Annotated in this window: 11 protein-coding genes and 1 riboswitch; of the genes, 3 read left to right on the top strand and 8 right to left on the bottom strand. The window is 63.9% G+C overall.

Annotation, left to right across the window (positions count from 1 at the left end; translation table 11 throughout):
- Positions 1–187 precede the first annotated feature (187 nt).
- On the top strand, positions 188–1,531 hold the full coding sequence (locus GMST_RS12025; protein WP_183354896.1) for a leucine-rich repeat domain-containing protein: 1,344 nt from the start codon (positions 188–190) through the stop codon (positions 1,529–1,531).
- A gap of 306 nt (positions 1,532–1,837) precedes the next feature.
- Here the strand turns inward: GMST_RS12025 and GMST_RS12020 are convergent, their stop codons facing one another.
- Both GMST_RS12020 and GMST_RS12015 read right to left on the bottom strand, forming a co-directional pair.
- Complete coding sequence (locus GMST_RS12020; RefSeq protein ID WP_183354895.1) at positions 1,838–2,971, bottom strand: trans-sulfuration enzyme family protein; 1,134 nt, start codon at positions 2,969–2,971, stop codon at positions 1,838–1,840.
- A gap of 2 nt (positions 2,972–2,973) precedes the next feature.
- Entirely contained in the window at positions 2,974–4,113 is a 1,140-nt protein-coding gene (locus GMST_RS12015; RefSeq protein ID WP_183354894.1) for a trans-sulfuration enzyme family protein, read from the bottom strand.
- A 71-nt stretch (positions 4,114–4,184) separates the two neighbouring features.
- Positions 4,185–4,290: riboswitch (SAM riboswitch) on the bottom strand.
- 580 nt (positions 4,291–4,870) lie between these two features.
- On the opposite strand from GMST_RS12015, the gene GMST_RS12010 reads away from it, so the two are divergent.
- A complete protein-coding gene (locus GMST_RS12010) occupies positions 4,871–5,458 on the top strand; it encodes a Ros/MucR family transcriptional regulator (RefSeq protein ID WP_183354893.1) in 588 nt (195 codons plus the stop codon).
- Between the two features lie 69 nt (positions 5,459–5,527).
- On the opposite strand, the gene GMST_RS12005 is transcribed toward GMST_RS12010, so the two are convergent.
- The 6 genes from GMST_RS12005 to GMST_RS11980 form a co-directional block, all read right to left on the bottom strand.
- Positions 5,528–8,680 (bottom strand): hybrid sensor histidine kinase/response regulator, encoded by a 3,153-nt coding sequence (locus tag GMST_RS12005; protein WP_183354892.1) that lies wholly within the window; start codon positions 8,678–8,680, stop codon positions 5,528–5,530.
- 321 nt (positions 8,681–9,001) lie between these two features.
- Positions 9,002–10,006 (bottom strand): sodium:calcium antiporter, encoded by a 1,005-nt coding sequence (locus GMST_RS12000; protein WP_183354891.1) that lies wholly within the window; start codon positions 10,004–10,006, stop codon positions 9,002–9,004.
- Between the two features lie 72 nt (positions 10,007–10,078).
- Positions 10,079–10,996 carry a PLP-dependent cysteine synthase family protein gene (locus GMST_RS11995; protein ID WP_183354890.1) on the bottom strand — a complete coding sequence of 306 codons (918 nt, stop codon included), beginning with the start codon at positions 10,994–10,996 and terminating at the stop codon, positions 10,079–10,081.
- Between the two features lie 206 nt (positions 10,997–11,202).
- Positions 11,203–11,730, bottom strand: coding sequence for a hypothetical protein (locus GMST_RS11990; protein WP_183354889.1), 528 nt, complete (start codon positions 11,728–11,730; stop codon positions 11,203–11,205).
- Positions 11,731–12,054: 324 nt separating this feature from the next.
- Complete coding sequence (locus GMST_RS11985; protein ID WP_183354888.1) at positions 12,055–12,228, bottom strand: hypothetical protein; 174 nt, start codon at positions 12,226–12,228, stop codon at positions 12,055–12,057.
- A gap of 168 nt (positions 12,229–12,396) precedes the next feature.
- Positions 12,397–14,037, bottom strand: a complete 1,641-nt coding sequence (locus tag GMST_RS11980) for a DUF3943 domain-containing protein (RefSeq protein ID WP_246399487.1) — start codon at positions 14,035–14,037, stop codon at positions 12,397–12,399.
- Positions 14,038–14,429: 392 nt separating this feature from the next.
- On the opposite strand from GMST_RS11980, the gene GMST_RS11975 reads away from it, so the two are divergent.
- A complete protein-coding gene (locus tag GMST_RS11975; protein ID WP_183354887.1) occupies positions 14,430–16,904 on the top strand; it encodes an AMP-binding protein in 2,475 nt (824 codons plus the stop codon).
- Positions 16,905–16,927 lie beyond the last annotated feature (23 nt).

Below are 16,927 nucleotides of genomic sequence, written 5' to 3'. Positions count from 1 at the left end.
GATGCGGCATTTAATATTATACCGCTAGAGGAGAGAACTGTACCAGGGAAGGTCGGTCGCTCTACAAACAGTGTGGCCGCTTAGCCAATCATGCCTCTTTCAGTGGTTGATTTCAGGTTGTTGTTTTTAACCTGTGCGCGGCTTCCAATGCGTACAAAAAATTTAATCGGTTGTTCCAGGTAGAGGAATGCGAGCCGGAAACCAGCAAAGACTCCCCGAAGAGATCGAGCTTGACCTCAAGCAGGACGCATTGGCCGCGTTGCAAGCCGAGCATGGCGCCGCGCGCGCCGAGCTGCAAAAACTGCGCGGAGAAATTACCCGCTTCGAAGGTGAGTACGAAAAGACCGTAGGCCGGCGTATCGCGGAGTTGGAAAGAATAGAGGGCGAGATCGCCCAGCTGACTGGATCCCAATCGGAGGTGGGCCGGGACGCGGGGGAGACCCGGGGGGCCGGAGCCGGGAACGCTTCGCAGTCTGAGGAGGAATCGGAGCGGGAGGACCTGGCTGCCGACCCCGTGCACCTGCGCCGCTTCGAGGACTTAGAGATCAAGGCGCTGTACCGCGAGGTCGCCAAGGCCATCCATCCGGACCTGGTAGGATCGGGGGCAGACGAGAACCAACGGCATGAGCTGATGGCCAAGGCGAACCGGGCCTACGCCAGCCAGGACCGGCATACCCTCGAGGAGATCCTGCGCAACTGGCGCCCCGCGGTGGCAAAACCGCGGCAGGAGCCGCTCGACCTGGCGCACCAGTTGGTGCAGGTGATCCGCCAGATCGCCCAGGAACGCGAGGATATCGCAGCCACCCGCGCCACAGTACAGGACCTAAAAGGGAGCTACGTCTACCGGTTCAAGCTGAGGGTCGAGGCTAGCCTCGCGCAGGGGATGGACCTCTTGGGCGAAATGACGGCCGCCGCCGAGATGAACATCGCCCGGGCCAAGAAACGGCTGGCCCTGCTGCGTGGTGAGCAGGCTCAGGTGCCGGTCGCAGCGCCGGAGAAGGCGGTCCGCGAGATCTGCTTCCCCACGGACCGGTTTGAAGGGACCCTCTACCTGAGGGAGCGCAACTCGTTCAACTTCAGCCAGTGGAGGAAGATCGGCCCGGCACATGGCTGTCTGAAAATCGGCGCAGACCAGGCGGTGCGTCTCGATGTAAAGGCCGACGAGGCAGTCGAGATCGGCAGGATCCGCAACCTGAAACCGGACGACCTCCACTCGCTGTTTCTCTATGAGGTGGCGGACCGCGACCTGGAGAGCATCATGCACCTGACCGGCCTCGAAGAACTCTACCTTTCGGGGCAGGGGCTTACCGACGCGGCGCTGCGCGGTCTCAACAAGCTGACCAACCTGAAACGGCTCTACCTGTACCAAACCGTCATCACCGATCACGGTCTCGCCCACCTGGAGCGGCTCCCTTCGCTTAAGGGGCTCACCTGCAGCGGCAACAGCATCACCGAAAAAGGGCTGGCGACCTTCCAGAAGGCGATCCCCGGCGTGAAGACGGTGAGCTTTCCCTGGCGCTACAACAAGTAAGTTCCGCACCTCCCAAGTAACAAAAAGCCCGACCAGCAGTGGTCGGGCTTTTTTCGTTTCGGGGCGTGGTTCTTTATCGCCGGCAAGGTTCCCTCTCCCCTTGCGGGAGAGGGGTAGGGTGAGGCTGCCACGGAGGTGACAGGCTGCTTCCTTCTTAGGGGGCTTCCCCCACCCCCTGGCCCCCTCCCGCAGGGGGCGGGGGGATGTGTGGTCTTGGGCTACCACGTTAATGACCGGCTGATGCCGTTGTTCCTGCAGACACTGATAAGTTACAACGCGAGGAGAGGAGCCTCGATGGGGCGCAGCCTACTTGAGGAAGCGCTCCAGGTCGGCGATCAGGTCTTCCGGGTCCTCGAGGCCGACCGAGAGCCGGACCAGGGTGTCCTTGATGCCGCGCGCCTCGCGCTCCGCCGGCGGCATGGCCGCGTGGGACATCTTGGCGGGGTAGGAGAGGATGCTCTCGACGCCGCCCAGGCTCACCGCAAAGGCGGCCAGCTGCACCCCTTCCAGAAGGCGCTTGGTGGTCTCGTAGCTGTCGAGCTCGAAGGAGAGCACCGCACCCGGTCCGCTTGCCTGGCGCTGGTGGATCTCGTAGCCCGGATGTTCGGGGAGCCCAGGGTAGTAGATCTTCTGCACCTTGTCCTGCGTCTTCAGCCAGGCCACGATCTTCCGGGCACTCGCCTGGCCCTCCTCAAGGCGCACCTTGAGCGTCTTCAAGCCGCGCAGCACCAGCCAGCAGTCCTGGGGCCCCAACACCGCACCGAAGGCGTTCTGGATGAAACGCAGGCGCTGGCCGAGCTCCTGGGTCGCGGTTACCGCGAAGCCGCAGATGACGTCCGAGTGGCCGTTTAAGAACTTGGTGCCGCTGTGCAGCACGATGTCGCAGCCAAGCTCCAGCGGGCGCTGCAGGTAGGGGGTCATGAAGGTGTTGTCCACGATGGTCAAAAGACCGCGTTGCCGGGCAAGCGCCACGCACCCGGGGAGGTCGCTGATCTTGATGAGCGGGTTGGACGGGGTTTCCAGGTAGAGCGCCCGGGTCTCTGGGGTGATCGCCGCGGCGATCTCTGGGAGGTCGGTGGCGTCCACGAAGCTTACCTTGAGCCCCCAGCCGGTGAAGAGCGTGGAGAGCGCCCGGAAGGTGCCGCCGTAGACGTCCTCGCATACCACCAGGTGGTCGCCGGGGCGAAACAGCAGGAAGGTCGAAGCGATGGCGGCCATGCCTGAGGCGAAGGCCAGGCCCGTCGCCCCTTTTTCCAGCCTCGCTACGGCTTCCTCGAGGGCCTCCCGGGTGGGGTTGCCGCTTCTCGCGTAGTCGTAGCGGCCGAAATGGTCGAAGGAGCGCTGGGCAAATGTCGAGGTGTGGTAGACCGGGTGGCTCAACGAGCCGTGCTCCGGGTCGATGGGGTTCCCCCCGTGGATCAGTTCGGTTGCGAATTTCATCCTTATTCTCCTTCGAAGGCCTGCGCCAGGTCGGCGATCAGGTCGTCCTTGTCTTCAATTCCCACCGACAGGCGCAAGAGCAGGTTGTTGATCCCCAGGCGCTTGAGGGTCTCGGGCTCGATGTCGGCGTGGGTCTGGACCTGCGGGAAGGTGATCAGGCTCTCGACCCCCCCAAGGCTCTCCGCGAAGGAGATCAGCTGTGTCTTCATAAGGAGCTGGTTCACGAGTTCCGGCCGGGCTACCTCGAAGGCGATCATGGCGCCGAAACCGGTGCCGCGCGCCGCCATGAGTTCGCGCCCGGGATGCCCCTCGAGCCCCGGGTAGTAAACCTTGCCGACCTTCGGGTGGCCGGTGAGCCAGCGCGCGATCGCCAGGGCGTTCTCCTGCTGGCGGTCCATCCTGACGTGCAGGGTCTTGATGCCGCGCACGGTAAGCCAGGAATCCTGGGGGCCCAGCACGGCGCCCGCACCGTTTTGGTGGAAGTAGACCTGCTCCGCGAGAGCGGGATCCTTGACCGTCACCAGCCCGCAGACGGTGTCGTTGTGACCGGCCAAGTACTTGCTCCCGCTGTAGATGGCGATGTCGGCGCCCAGGTCCAGGGGGCGCAAAAGGTACGGGGTCAGGAAGGTGTTGTCCACGATACAGAGCAGACCCCGCTCCTTGCAGAGGGTGGCGAGCGCCGCGACGTCGGCCACCTTCAAAAGCGGGTTGGTGAGGGATTCCACGAAAAGCCCGCGGGTGTTCGGCTTGATGGCGGCGCGCACCGCCTCGAGGTCGCTGGTGTCGACGTAACTGAAGGAGAGCCCGAACTGCTGGAACAGTTTCTCGAAGAGCCGGTAGCTGCCGCCGTAGAGGTCCTCGGTGACCACCAGATGATCACCCTGGCGGAACAGGAACATGAGGCTCGTGATGGCGGCCATGCCGGAGGCGTAGGCGAAGCCGCGGGCGCCGCCGTCGAGTTTGGCCAGTCCCACTTCCAGCGCCTCGCGGGTCGGGTTGCCGGACCTGGCGTAGTCGTAGCCGGTGCTCTGACCAAGCCCCGGGTGGCGGAACGTGGCGGTCTGGTAGATGGGGACGGTGACGGCTCCGGTCCTGGTTTCCCGGTCCAGGCCCACCTGGGCTGCCTGTGTTGCGATCTTCATCTGGTACCTCCATAAAGGAAAAGTCCCCATCCGGGGGCGGAAGGGGACTTCATGGGCGAGTAGTCCGCGCTTCCTTATCTACCGGAACGTTGCCGCTCCGCAGGATTTGGCACCTTCCCCTGAAGGGAGGTTGCCGCGACGTCATCGGGCCAGTCCCTCGATCGCTCTAGATAAGTTGCTGCTATGTGATTAGCTAAGGCTGGCTCTACTAATACTTAAATGCACCATTCCTGTCAACTATAAACTCTCTTATTTTCCCAACCGCTCCGCTGGGGATTGACCGGCGCCGGCAAGCGGACGCGGCAACGTCAGCGGGAACCAGGAGCGTTATTTTTCGTTTTCGGACCTTCTTCCTGAACTGATGCCCACCGGGGTGGTTGTTCTCTCCGCGCGTCTGAATAAACTGCAGACGCAACGTTCCGTCCAGTGATTGTAAAGGGAAGCGCACAGGAATATCAACAGCAACTCGGAGAGGCGGACCGATTAAAAAGGGGAAGTTCCCGGGTAATTGTTGTGCTCCCCTTCACGTGCCGGACAGAGGGGGTGAATAACCCGGGCCGCGCACATACAAGGGGTGCAGGCGCTAGGTTTTTCACCTCGTAAAACTGTCAGACCGGTAGGCTCGAACCGAGTCAGGCGCTCGGTTCATCGGACCACCGCCCCATTAATTCAGCATGCTGAATTATTCTCATTGACAAAGGCTACAGATATGTCAGTATAACCGTAATTATTCATTTTAGTTCCGGAGGAACAATCAATGGCAACGTTAGTGGAAATCGCAGCTCAGATCGTAGCATCACATGCGTCGAGTACTCCGATGACTTCAGACCAGCTTATATTCGAAATCGGAAAAGTACACAACGCTCTCAAGAACCTCGAAGCAGGTCAAAGTATCGAGGGAACCGAAGAGGTTAAACCGACTGTTACTGTGAAGGACGCCTTTAAAAAGAGCGAAGTAGTTTGCATGGTCTGCGGCAAAGGTGGCTTCAAGACCTTGGCGCGGCACCTGAGCACCGCCCACGGCATGAAACCCGGCGAGTACAAGAAGCAGTTCGGCATTCCGAGCAAGCAGGCGCTTTCGGCGAAGAACTACTCCGAGGCCCGCCGCAAGATGGCGCAGGACCGCGGCCTTGCCGACAACCTGGCCAAGGCACGCGAGGTACGCATGGCCAACATCGAGGCCAAGAAAGGCGCTCCGGCTAAAGCCGCCAAGGCCGCCAAACCGGCCAAGCAGGCGAAGCCCGCCAAACCGGTCGCCGAAGCGAAGCCCGCCAAGCAGGCCAAAGCGGTCAAGCCGCCCAAGGTTGCCAAGCCCAGAGGCCCCAAGGCCAAAACCGTCGCCTAAGCCGTATCGTCAACGAAAAAAAGCCGCCCTAAAAAGGCGGCTTTTTTTGTTGCTGCGTGATCCCTCGGTTCAGGCTCCTTCCCCCCTGGTCCGGACTATGATCTCCTTCAGGGTGGCCTCCAGGTCGTGCAGGGAGTAGGGCTTGGATACCGCCCCCGCAAAACCGAACTGCCGGTACTTCGCCATCACCAGGTCCTCCGAGTAGCCGCTCGAGGCGACGGCTACCGCGTCGGGGTCCAGTTCCAGGAGTTTTTTCACCGCCTCTTTGCCCCCCATGCCTCCCGGTATGGTGAGGTCCATGATGACCGCGGCAAAGCGGTGTCCCGCCGCCAGTTCCCTCGCGTACACCTCCAAAAGCTCCTCCCCGTCGGAAACCACCACCGCATGGTACCCGAACATGGTGAGCGCCGCCTTGGCCATCTCGCGGATGGCGTCCTCGTCATCCATGAGGAGGATCCTCCCCCCGTCGTTTGCCGGGGCCAGGGGCGCCTTAGGTAGTTCGGGGGGGGGCTCGGGAGCCGGGCCGTCCTGTGCCGGCAGGGTGATGGCGAAGGTGGTGCCGTGCCCGCGGCGCGAGAACACCCTGATCTCCCCGTCGTGGTTCTTGATGATGGCGTACACGGTTGCCAGCCCAAGGCCGTTGCCGGTCGCCTTGGTGGAGAAGTACGGGTCGTAAATACGGCTCAGGTCGTCGGTGCCGATGCCGACCCCGGTGTCCTTGAAGGTGATCCGGATCCGGTGCTGGCTCTCCTCTGCGTCGAGGGGGAGCACGTTTTCCGCCCGGATCAGGATGGTCCCGCCTTCGGGCATCGCCTGGTCGGCGTTGATGACCAGGTTGCTGATCACCTGGCTCATCTGCCCGGTGTCGATCTCGGCCGGCCAGAGGTCGGGGGCGATGTCGAAGTCGCAGCGGACATTGGAGCCCCTGAGGGCAAAGGTCGCCGAGTCGGTGAGCACCTGGGATATCGAGGTGAGTTTCTTCACCGGCGCCCCCCCCTTGGAGAAGGTGAGCAGCTGCTGGGTGAGGGCCTTGGACTGTTCGGCCCCCTTGCGCGCCCGGTCCAGGAACACGGCGGCCTGGTGCTCATCGGGAAGCGTCGCCCGGGAGAGGGCGATGTTCCCCATGATCCCGGTGAGCAGGTTGTTGAAGTCGTGCGCGATGCCGCCGGCCAGGATCCCCAGGGACTCGAGTTTGCGGGCCTTGAAGAGCTCCTCCTCGATGCCGCGCCGCTCGGTTATGTCGCTGAAGACCAGGACCACCCCCGGGATGGCCTGGTTGCGGTCCAGGATCGGCGCGGTCTTGCTGACGATGCTCCGTTCGGTGCCGTCGCGCGCCACCAGCACCCCGAGTCCCGACTGCTCGACCACTTCGCCGGTTGTCAGGACCCGCGCAATGGAGTTCTCCTTCGGTACCCGGCTCCGTTCCTCTACGACCCGGAACACCTGATCCAGGGGGAGCCCGGCAGCCTCCTCCTGGCGGTAGCCGCAGAGTTCCTCCGCCATCCGGTTGATCAGCACGACCTTCCCGGCGGTGTCCACGGTGATGACCCCGTCGCCGATGGAGCGCAGCGTCACGGCAAGGCGCTCCTTCTCGCGTTGCAGGGCGCTTTGCGACGCCTTGAGCTCGGTGACGTCGGCGATGCAGCCGACCAGGGCGCGCAGCGAGCCGTCGCCGGTTTCCAGGCGCCGCCCGGAGAGGTAGCCCCAGAAATCGCTGCCGTCCCGACGCCGGTAGTGCCGCTCCACGGCGACCGAGCTCACCTGCCCGGCGATCAGCCTGGCGGCCAGGCTCGACCCTTCGCCTTCTTCGGAGGGGTGCAGCCAGGAGACGTACTGGGTCCCCAGCACCTCGTCCAGGGGGAGGCCGAACATCTCCGCCATCCGGCGGTTGGCGAAGCTGATCCTGCCGTCGGGGTTGACCAGGACGATGCCGACCTGGGAGGCCTCGAAGATCACGCTCAGGCGCTCCTCGCTTTCCTTAAGCCGCCGCTCGACCTCGGTGCGCTGCGAGATGTCCTCGTAGACCCCCAGGACCCCCACCACGCAACCTGCGTCGCCGTGCAGGGGGATCTTCGTGGTGTCGACGGTGAGCAGCGAGCCGTCCGCCTGGAGCTGGGTTTCGGTAAGGTGGTACTTGGCGCGGTCCAGGCGCATGACCTCGCGGTCGTCGCGCCGGTAGGCCTCGGCCTCCTCGGGCGACCAGGGGAAGTCGTAGTCGGTCTTGCCGACCACGGCGTCCGGCGTGGGGAGTCCGGCCGCGCGCGCGAAGGCGTCGTTGCACCCCGCGTAGACCAGGTTGGTGTCTTTCCAGAAGATGTTCTGCGGAACCGCGTTTATGACCAGGGAGAGCATCTTCTCGCGCTGGCGCAGCGCCTCGGCAACCTGCTGGTGCTTGGCGATCTCGTCTTCCAGCATGGTCGCCTGGAGCTGCTGCTCCTCCTTGGCCAGGGTCTGCTCGGTGAGGTCCGGGATGATACCGACCAGGCCGTGACACCCGCCGCGATCGTCCACCAGGTGAGCCTCGATGAAGAACAGGGTGCAGGTTCCCCCGGCGGCGCTACGCACCGGCAGCACCTGGCCGGGACAACGGGGGTCCGCGCTGGGGCGGGCTTTGGCCAGGGCCTGGACGATGTCGTCGTGCGGCGAGTCGAGCTGGCTTGGGAGCCGTCCCAGGATCTGGTTGCGGGTAAGCTCGAGGAGGGCGCCGAACCGCTCGTTGCAGTCGCAGTAGCTGCCGTCGTCCCCCTTCAGGTACACCGGGTGCGGCATCGCCTCCAAGAGGGCCTGCACCAGGCGGCCGCCCTCTACCTGCGGCGCAGCGGGTTTTTCGAGGAGCCAGTGATAGGTCTGGGGGTGGCGGGGTTGGCCGAGTAGCGGAGTGACGGTTGCCCGGAGCGCCGCCGAGGGGTGTCCGCCGGCAAGGAGCAGCTCGGCGCTGGCGCTACCAGAGGCAAGCGCCCGATCCATGACATCTTGGAGGGAAGGGGTACCCGCCGCGCCGCCCGGCACCAGCAGTTCCGCCAGTGCGCGGCCGAGCAGGTCTGCCGCGCCGAAGAGGGCTGCCGCCGCGGGGGTGCAGAGGGAGACGACGCCACGGTCGTCGGTGACGAGGACTGCGCTGGCGGGAAGCGCCCCGCCAGCGGACCCGGCGCGGTACGGCCCTGAGGCCTCCGCCTCCGGAGTTGCCGGAGGGGTCGCCTCGTTTCCAGGTTTTCCCGTCAAAGGCTCCGGCTGTTCGGACTTTTGGCTGGCTCCTCTCTGCCAAAACTGCATAACACCTCTCATGATTCTAGGCACTTCCCTGGCACCTCGGCGGGCTTGGTCGTGCCGTCTCCACCGGCCGGGAAACTTACCTACGTGGTATCGGCACCGCTTATGAAAACTAAAGGGAGAAAAGCCGGACCAGCCGGCAAATGCCGCAATGGGCCCGGGTAGTTACCGGATAGCTGATGGTGAGGGGACAGCAGCGGGATTCAGGGGGAGAGGAGGCGGCCGGTCACTGCGGGGGCAGGACCGGCGCCAAGGGGGAACGGCCTTTCTCGGTCACAGCTTCCCGAGATAGATGAGGACCAGGAACAGGGCGTAAAAGAGACCGCCAGCCAGCAGGGTGACCGGCGTCAGCGCACGCTTGATGCGCAGCTGCGCGTAAGCCAGGCCGATGGAGGCGAAGGTGAGCAGCACCGTGACGAACGCGGCGTGGTTCAGCTGCCAGGGGGTCATCATGATCCCGATCGCGGTGATGACGGAACTCTGGAAAACCATGGCGCCGGTTATGTTGCCGATGGCCAGGGTGTCCTTCCCCTTGTTGATCCAGATGACGCTGTTGAACTTCTCGGGAAGCTCGGTGGCGATGGGGGCGATGATCATGGAAAGGATGAACGGCGAGATCCCCATCTCGGCCGACAGCACCTGCACCTTTTCCACGAAGATGTAGGATCCCCAGACGATGAGAAACAGCGAACTGAGCACCTGGGAGAGGATCAGGGCGAAGTGCGGGTCGTGGGATTTGGGTGCGAAATAGCAGGGATCGAGATCTGCCTCTTCGACCGCGTGGTTTTGCGTCCCCTTGATGGTCTTGAGCGCGTAGGCGCCGTAGCACATGAAGAGCGTCATGGCGATGAAGACCTTGAGGATCGGATGGGTGAGGAAGGTGCAGAGGATCGCCAGGGAGTAGAGCGAGAGAAAATACTCCATGTCACGGCGCATGACCACGTGGTCCACGCGCATCACGGGGTAGTCGTCGCGCTGCTTGCGGTTGAAGATCACCGCGACGCCGCTGATGAACAGGGCAAGCGTCCCCAGCATGAAGGGGGCCCCGATGATGGCGCCGACCCCGATGCTGTGGCCGGCCTCCTTGGTGCCGAACATGATGGCGATGATCGGGACCAGCGTCTCGGGGAGAGCGGTACCGATGGCGGCAAAGATACTCCCCACGGCGCCGTCGGAGAGGTTCAGCTTCTTGCCGAACCACTCAAGGCCGTTGGTGAAGACGGTGGCGCCGAAGAGGATGATGGCGAGCGCCAGAAAAAGCATCAGGATGTTGCCCATTAAAGCTCCTAGAGGGGGTGTGCGGGGGCCACCGGTGTGGCAAGGCTTGGGCAGGGGGAACCTGCCGCGCTGCTAGGGGGGACAGTCGGCGCACATGGATTTGAAGAGATTGGTGCTCAGGTAGCGGTCGCCGCGGTCCGGGACGATGACCACCACGGTTCCCGAGGCGAGGTCGCCCGAAAGGCGCAGCGCTCCGGATACCGCGGCTCCGCCGGACATGCCGCAGAAGATCCCCTGTTTGCTGGCCAAAAGCCGCGCGGTCTCGAAGGCGTCGTCGTCCTCGACCACCAGTTTGTGGTGGTAGGAAGCCGGATCGTAGATGGCCGGAACGATCGCTTCCTGCATGTTCTTGAGCCCCTGGATCTTGTGCCCCAAGACCGGTTCTACCGCAACCACCCGCACCTCGGGGTTTTTCTCCCGGAAAAAGCGGGAAAGGCCTATCACGGTGCCGCTGGTCCCGATCCCCGCCACCACGTGCGTCACCGTTCCCCCGGTCTGCTCCCAGATCTCGGGGCCGGTGGTCAGGTAGTGCGAAAGGACGTTGTTGGGGTTGGAGTACTGGTTCGGCATGTAGTAGCGCTCCGGGTCCTGGGCGAGAATCTTGTGGGCCAGGCGGATGGCCCCGTCGGTCGCCTCGCACCCCGGCGACAGGACGATCTCGGCACCATAGGCCTCCAGGACGCTGCGGCGCTCGACGCTGACGCAGGCCGGCATGACCAGCTTGATGCGGTAGCCGCGCGCCGCTGCGATCATCGCCAGGGCGATCCCGGTGTTGCCCGAGGTCGGTTCCAGGATGACCTTGTCGGGGGTCAGCTCACCGCTTGCTTCGGCGGCCAGGATCATCTGGCGGGCCGGGCGGTCTTTCACCGAGCCGCCGGGGTTGTTCCCTTCAAGCTTGGCCAGTATCCGCACGGCCGGGTTGTTACTGAGGGTGCCGATCTCTACGAGCGGCGTGGAACCGATGGCCTGCAACAGGCTTTCACCTTTCATGTGCGCCTCGTCATGTGAAAAATGGAGCTACCATATAATCCCTCAAAGGCCAGAAGGTCAAGGCTGTTGACATGTTAATCGGGATTTTCGCGGCTCGGGAAAGCGGCAGGCGCCCCCTTTGACGCTCCTGGCGGCCCGGAGAGGGACGCTAAGCGAAGCAAAAAGCGGCGCCGGGATCTGTCCGGCCGCCGCTTTTTTCGGGTCGTTTACCGACCGCGCTCGTCTCTGTGATCGCCACCGCGCTCGGGACGCCCTTCACCGCGCCCTTCGTGTCCGCGGCGCTCACCGATATCGGGGCGCCGCCCCTGGCCGCGGTACTCCTCGCCCCTGCCATGGTCGGGGCGGAAGGTCCTGCCGCGGTAATGATCCCGGTCCCGATCGTAGACCCGGTACTCGCGGTCGCGGTACTCGTGGATCCGGGCGACCTTGTAGCGACGCAGTTCATAGGGGAGCTCGCGGTGGCGCACCTGGATCCAGTCGCCGCCGTAGCGCGAGGTGCGGTACCAACCGCCGCCGCGGTAGATGTAGTAGACTCCGCCGAGGTAGTACATGTCGTAGGGAACCCCTACCGCGACACCGAAACCGAGTTCAGGCGGGTAGAGGAATGCAGGCGGCTGTTCGATCACCACCGGGGGGCCGCCTACGTTGATACTGAACGAGAAATTGCCGGCCGCCTGGGCCCAGGTGGTGGTGAGAACGAGTAATGCGAGAGTGACTGTCAGTACTCTTTTCATAATTCCTCCTTCAACCGGTCACACTGTATGAGACGCACGTTCACCGGCTAGCGCTAGCTGGTATTTTACCTCATAGCATGGGCAATGCCAATCTTGCTGGCCCTGATAACAGTGCAATCTGCCGTAATCTGCGCAGCTGTCACAGGACAGTCAGGGAATCTGTTGCCTGAAATGCGCCGTGTCTGCCGTATCTGCGGTAGAGCGGAACGGTGATCGGGATGGTGTGCAGGCGACAACTTCGAGAGGGGAGAAACGGTGGGTACACGAAGAGGGGCGGGGACACCCCCAGGGAACGAGCGGCTAGCCGGCGGCAGAGATCAGGTTTTAATACCTGCGGTCGTGCCAATCGCCGTGGTCGCGCCATTCCCCGCGGCCATGCTCATGGTCGTGGTAGCCTCGGTGGTATCCCTCGTCTTCGTAGTACCCTGGCCAGATGATGCAGCCCGTGAGCTGGGTGAGGAGGGCCAGTAACAGCGTGATGCCGGTAAGAGGTTTCATGGTTGTCCTCCGCGTGGGCAGCGCCGGGAAGGCCGGAGTTTTCACTCCGAGGTTGCCAATGGGTGCCTGATGCCCGTTACATTCTCTCAAAAAAAGGCCCCGGTGCGCAAGCTCATAACCGGGCCCCTCCTGCAGGCTGGCGGCTGTCCGGGTGAGTGCCTCGCGGGCTTAGCGGCTCCCCAGGTCGCGCCACTCCACGGCACCCAGGTGGGAGTCGCCGAGGAAGGTATAGACGAGGCTTATGGTCCCGTCGGCCTGCTTGCTGCGCGGCAGGGAGCCGTAGTGGGCGTAGCGCAGCGATTCGACGAACTGCAGCCCGATGCCGTGGCGGCGGAACACCCGGACGGTAAAACCGGCGTTGATCCTGGCGATCTGCTCGTATCCCTGGGAATCGTCGGAACCGGTGCCGCTTACGTAGTAGCCTCGCCCGATCAGCTCCAGCGCCGTCCTGTTGCCAAAGAGCAGGCGCGTGGCCAAAAGTACCTGGGGTGTCGCACCGTAGTGGTAGTCGCGTTTGCCGAGATCGACCGGGGTCTTCCCCGCTGCGCCGAAGCCAAAGCCGCCCAGAACGCTCCCCTGCAGGGCGATCCCCGGGGCCAGCCAGTACTGGCCGGTGGTCCCCAGGGAGAGGGCCGTGGTCGATACCCGGAAGTTGGTCGGCGAGAGGTAATCGTACCCGCCGTAGAGCCCCCAGATGCCGCGGTAGTTCTCGCCGACATGGTAGTCCCGGCCGACGAGCAGGCCGCGCAACAGCACGTAGCTTATGGGGTTCCTGGCCTCTGACAGCCCGCCGATCTGGAAATCGAAGTAATCTAGGGGGCGGCGGTAGCTGTACCCCGGCTTGCCGGGAAGGCCATAGGACATCTGAAAATCGAGCACCGCCGCCTGGCGCGAGGAGCCGCTGATGCTCGCTCCCAGGCGTGCCCGCCAAAAGAGCGCCGGGTCGTCGCTGGTAAAGATCGGCTTGAAGCGCTCGCCATAGGCCCAGCGGTTGAATCCGGTCGGCGGCGACAGGAGCGCCGCACCGGCCTCGTGCCAGGCATCGGGGCGGGGTGCATCCTCTTTGAGCACCAGCTGGGACATGCGAAAGAGGGCCTCACCCAGGAGGCTTCCGGAGTTGCCGGTGGTGATCAGGTCGTTTATGGAGGGGCGGCTGGTCTCCCCCGCCATCTCCCAGGTGAAGCTCCCCAGGTTGCTGTAGAGCAGCGATTCCCAGAAGTTGAGCCCCGTGGAGCGGGCGATGGCGTACATGGTGGCCCCCTGGTAGGGGTGGCCTATCTGGTTTACGTTGAACGGGTCGCGGTCGAAGGTCCAGTTCTGCTTTCTGAGATGCTGCCAGATGGTGGAGGGGTTGCTGTCGTAGGTGCTGCTTCCTTCCTGGGTCTTGGTTTCCAGGAAGGTGCGGTCGTAGAGATTGAGGAGCACCAGGAAACTGGGGAGCTCGATCCCCGGGATGAGGTAGCTCTTCCCGGCGCCGCTATCCCAGTCGAGGACCCTCTGGCCGGCAGTGCCGGCAGCCGAGCCGGCTGGCGCGCGGGGCGCAGCGGACTGCCCCGGTGTCGTGTTGTCGTCTTGCGCGGCTAACACCCGCCACTGGTAGACGGGGGGCGTCGTGCGGGGGGCGTCGGCGGGCTGCGGAGACTGCGGCGGAACCGGTGCCGCCAGGGCTAAGGGGGGTCCCTCTCCCAGCCGGTCCGGCCCCGGAACGCCGGCCAGGAGACGGCCCGCCTCGACCCCGGGAGCAGGGGAGGGCGCGGCCAGGGCCCTCCCCCCGGCACCCAGGCTGGCTGCCAGCACAACTACCAGCAAGAAAAGTATCTCAGAACGAGGCGTCAGGGGCATGTATCGTCTCCATAGGCTCTCAGCGACTTCAGGTTCATCCTTGGTGAGCAGATCCATGGACCGTTCCGAGGTCGGACAGCCAGAGTGTTTTTTCGATACTGGATGAGCGGGGAGTCAGCGTCAGGGACTGGCACAGTGACGGGGCGGCAGAGTACCTGTTGTTGAAAAGAGGGACATTAGGTTGTGCAAATGTCACGGCATGAGCTTATCATAAAAACTGCTAAAGTCAGTTTTGCTGCTATTCTTTGCAGCGGGCCGGCTGGAGGGAGTCTTCCATGAGCGTCGGGTACTTTTAAAACTGCGGCGCGTCGGCAAAGCAGCGAGGTCTCCGCCGCTGGCGGTACAAGGAGTGACAGGTTATGCAGACCCTGATGGATCTTTTCCGTACCTTTCCCGGCCTTGGCGACAAGACGGCCTTTATCAACCGCACCGGCATCCGCAGGTTCGTGACCAGCTATCGTGACTGCTACGAGCTTGCCCTGAAGATGGCCACCTTGCTCGAGCAGCAGGGGGTCCAACCGGGCGACCGCGTGGTGCTTTGGGGGCCTAACTCGTCCTGGTGGGGCGTTGCCTACTGGGGGATCCTGGTGCGGGGGGCCATCGCGGTGCCGGTCGATTTCATGTCCGACCTGGTGCGGGCGGACAGCATCCGGCGCCTGACCGAGGCGAAACTCGTACTGCAGAGTAGGTTCAAGGTCGAGCGGATCAGCACGGGCAACACCCTACTATTGGAACACCTCCCCTTTCTGCTGCCCGATCTTCCCGCCAGCGCCCGCATCAACGAGCCGAAGCCCGAGGACATCGCCCAGCTCATCTACACCTCGGGTACCACGGGGAACCCGAAAGGGGTGATCCTCACCCACCGGAACCTGGTCGCCAACATCGAGCAGATCAACACCCAGGTCCCCATCATCACCCCCCAGTTCTCCTTTCTCTCCCTCCTGCCGCTGTCGCACATGTTCGAGCAGATGGGCGGCTTCTTCACCCCGCTGTACCGCGGCGCCACGGTGATCTACCTGGGAGCGTTGAAGCCCTCGGCCATCATGGAGGCTCTGGCCGAAGAGGACGTCTACGTCATCATGTCGGTCCCGCGCCTCATGCAGCTGCTCAAAACGAGCATCGAGCGGGAGCTCGCCGAGAAGCACCTGGCCGGCGTCTTCGCGAGGCTCTCCCGGTTCGCCGCCGGTTGCTCGATGCCGACCCGGAAGCTTCTCTTCTTCCCGGTGCAGCGCACCTTCGGCCGCAACTTCACCGTCTTCGTCTCCGGCGGGGCGCCGCTTGCCCCGGAACTGTTCGGCTTCTGGTTCGACATGGGCTTTACCGTCCTTGAAGGGTACGGGCTGACGGAGACCGCTCCGGTACTCTGCGTCAACAGCATGGAGCGCCAGGTGCCGGGATCCGTCGGCCCCCCCTTGCCGGGGGTGGAGCTGAAGATCGCGGAGAAGGAAGTGCTGGCCCGGGGGGCCAACGTCTTTCCCGGTTACTACCACAACGAGGAGGCGACCCGCGCCGCCTTCACCGAGGACGGCTGGTTCAAGACCGGGGACCTGGGGGAGATCGGCCCGGACGGCTGGCTCACCATCAAGGGGCGCGAGAAGGAGCTGATCGTCACCGGCGCCGGGGTAAACGTCTACCCGGACGAGGTGGAGGCGGTACTCAACAAGGTCCCGGGTGTGAAGGAGTCCTGCGTGATCGGCCTGGACCGGGGGGGCGGCGAGGAGGTGCACGCCGTGCTGCTTCTGGACAGCTCCGGCAGTCCACCCGATGCCATCATCGCCCAGGCGAACAAGAACCTGGACGGTATGCACCAGATCACCGGGTATACCCTCTGGAAGGAGCCGGAGTTCCCCAAGACCACCACGCTCAAGATCAAGAAATTCGCCGTGAAGGAGGCGATCAAGCAGGGAGCCGAGGAGGGGGATGCCAAGGGTTCCCGCGACAGCCTCACGAACCTCCTCGCCAAGGTGACCGGGACGCCGGTGGCGCAGATCCGCGAGGATTTGCTGGTGGTCGCCGACCTGGGGCTCACCTCGATCGGGCGCCTGGAACTGGTGAACTTCCTGGAACAGGAGTACCGGCTTGACATCGACGATTCCCAGATCGGGCCCGCCTCCCGGGTCTCCGACGTGCGCCGGATCATCGAAAAACGAGAGAAGCTCTCGCAGAAGAGCCACTACCGGTTCTGGACCAACGCCCCTTTAGCCCGCGCGGTGCGCCGCTTCTGGGATACCGTGTTCCACTATCCCCTCTACCGCAGCTTTGCCCGCCTCGAGGTCACGGGCACCGAGAACCTCTCCAAGGTCAAGGGGCCGGTCTTCTTCGTCGCCAACCACCAGGGGTACTTTGACCAACCCTCGGTTATGTTTGCGCTTCCGCCCGAGCTTCGCTATAGTACCGCCACCGCCGCCTGGGCCGAGTTCTTCTTCGGCGACTACCACGGACTGGACCGCATCTGGCGGCGTTTCACCTTCGAGTACGGCACGCTTTTCTTCAACCTCTTTCCGCTCCCCCAGCAGCAAGGGTTCAGCGCCGCCTTCCGGTTCATGGGGAGGCTCGCCGACGCCGGGATCAACATCCTGATCTTCCCGGAGGGGGCCCATACCAGGACCGGGGAGATGCAGCCCTTCCAGCTGGGACTCGGGATCATGGTGAAGGAGTTGGGGCTTCCCGTGGTGCCGATCAAGATCAGGGGGAGTGACCAGGTGCTCCCCCCCGAGGCCGGCTTTCCCCGGCGCGGCACCATTTCGGTCCGCTTCGGCGCCCCCCTTTCCTTCAGGTTCGAGGAGCCTGCCGAGATCGTCGAGCGCTCGCGCCGGGCGGTGGAAGAGCTGTAACCCAAGCAAAGAGGGAGATCCGC

It is taken from the genome of Geomonas silvestris, assembly GCF_014193515.1.
Lineage (GTDB): Bacteria > Desulfobacterota > Desulfuromonadia > Geobacterales > Geobacteraceae > Geomonas > Geomonas silvestris.
This window is presented reverse-complemented; position numbering and strand designations above follow the sequence as displayed.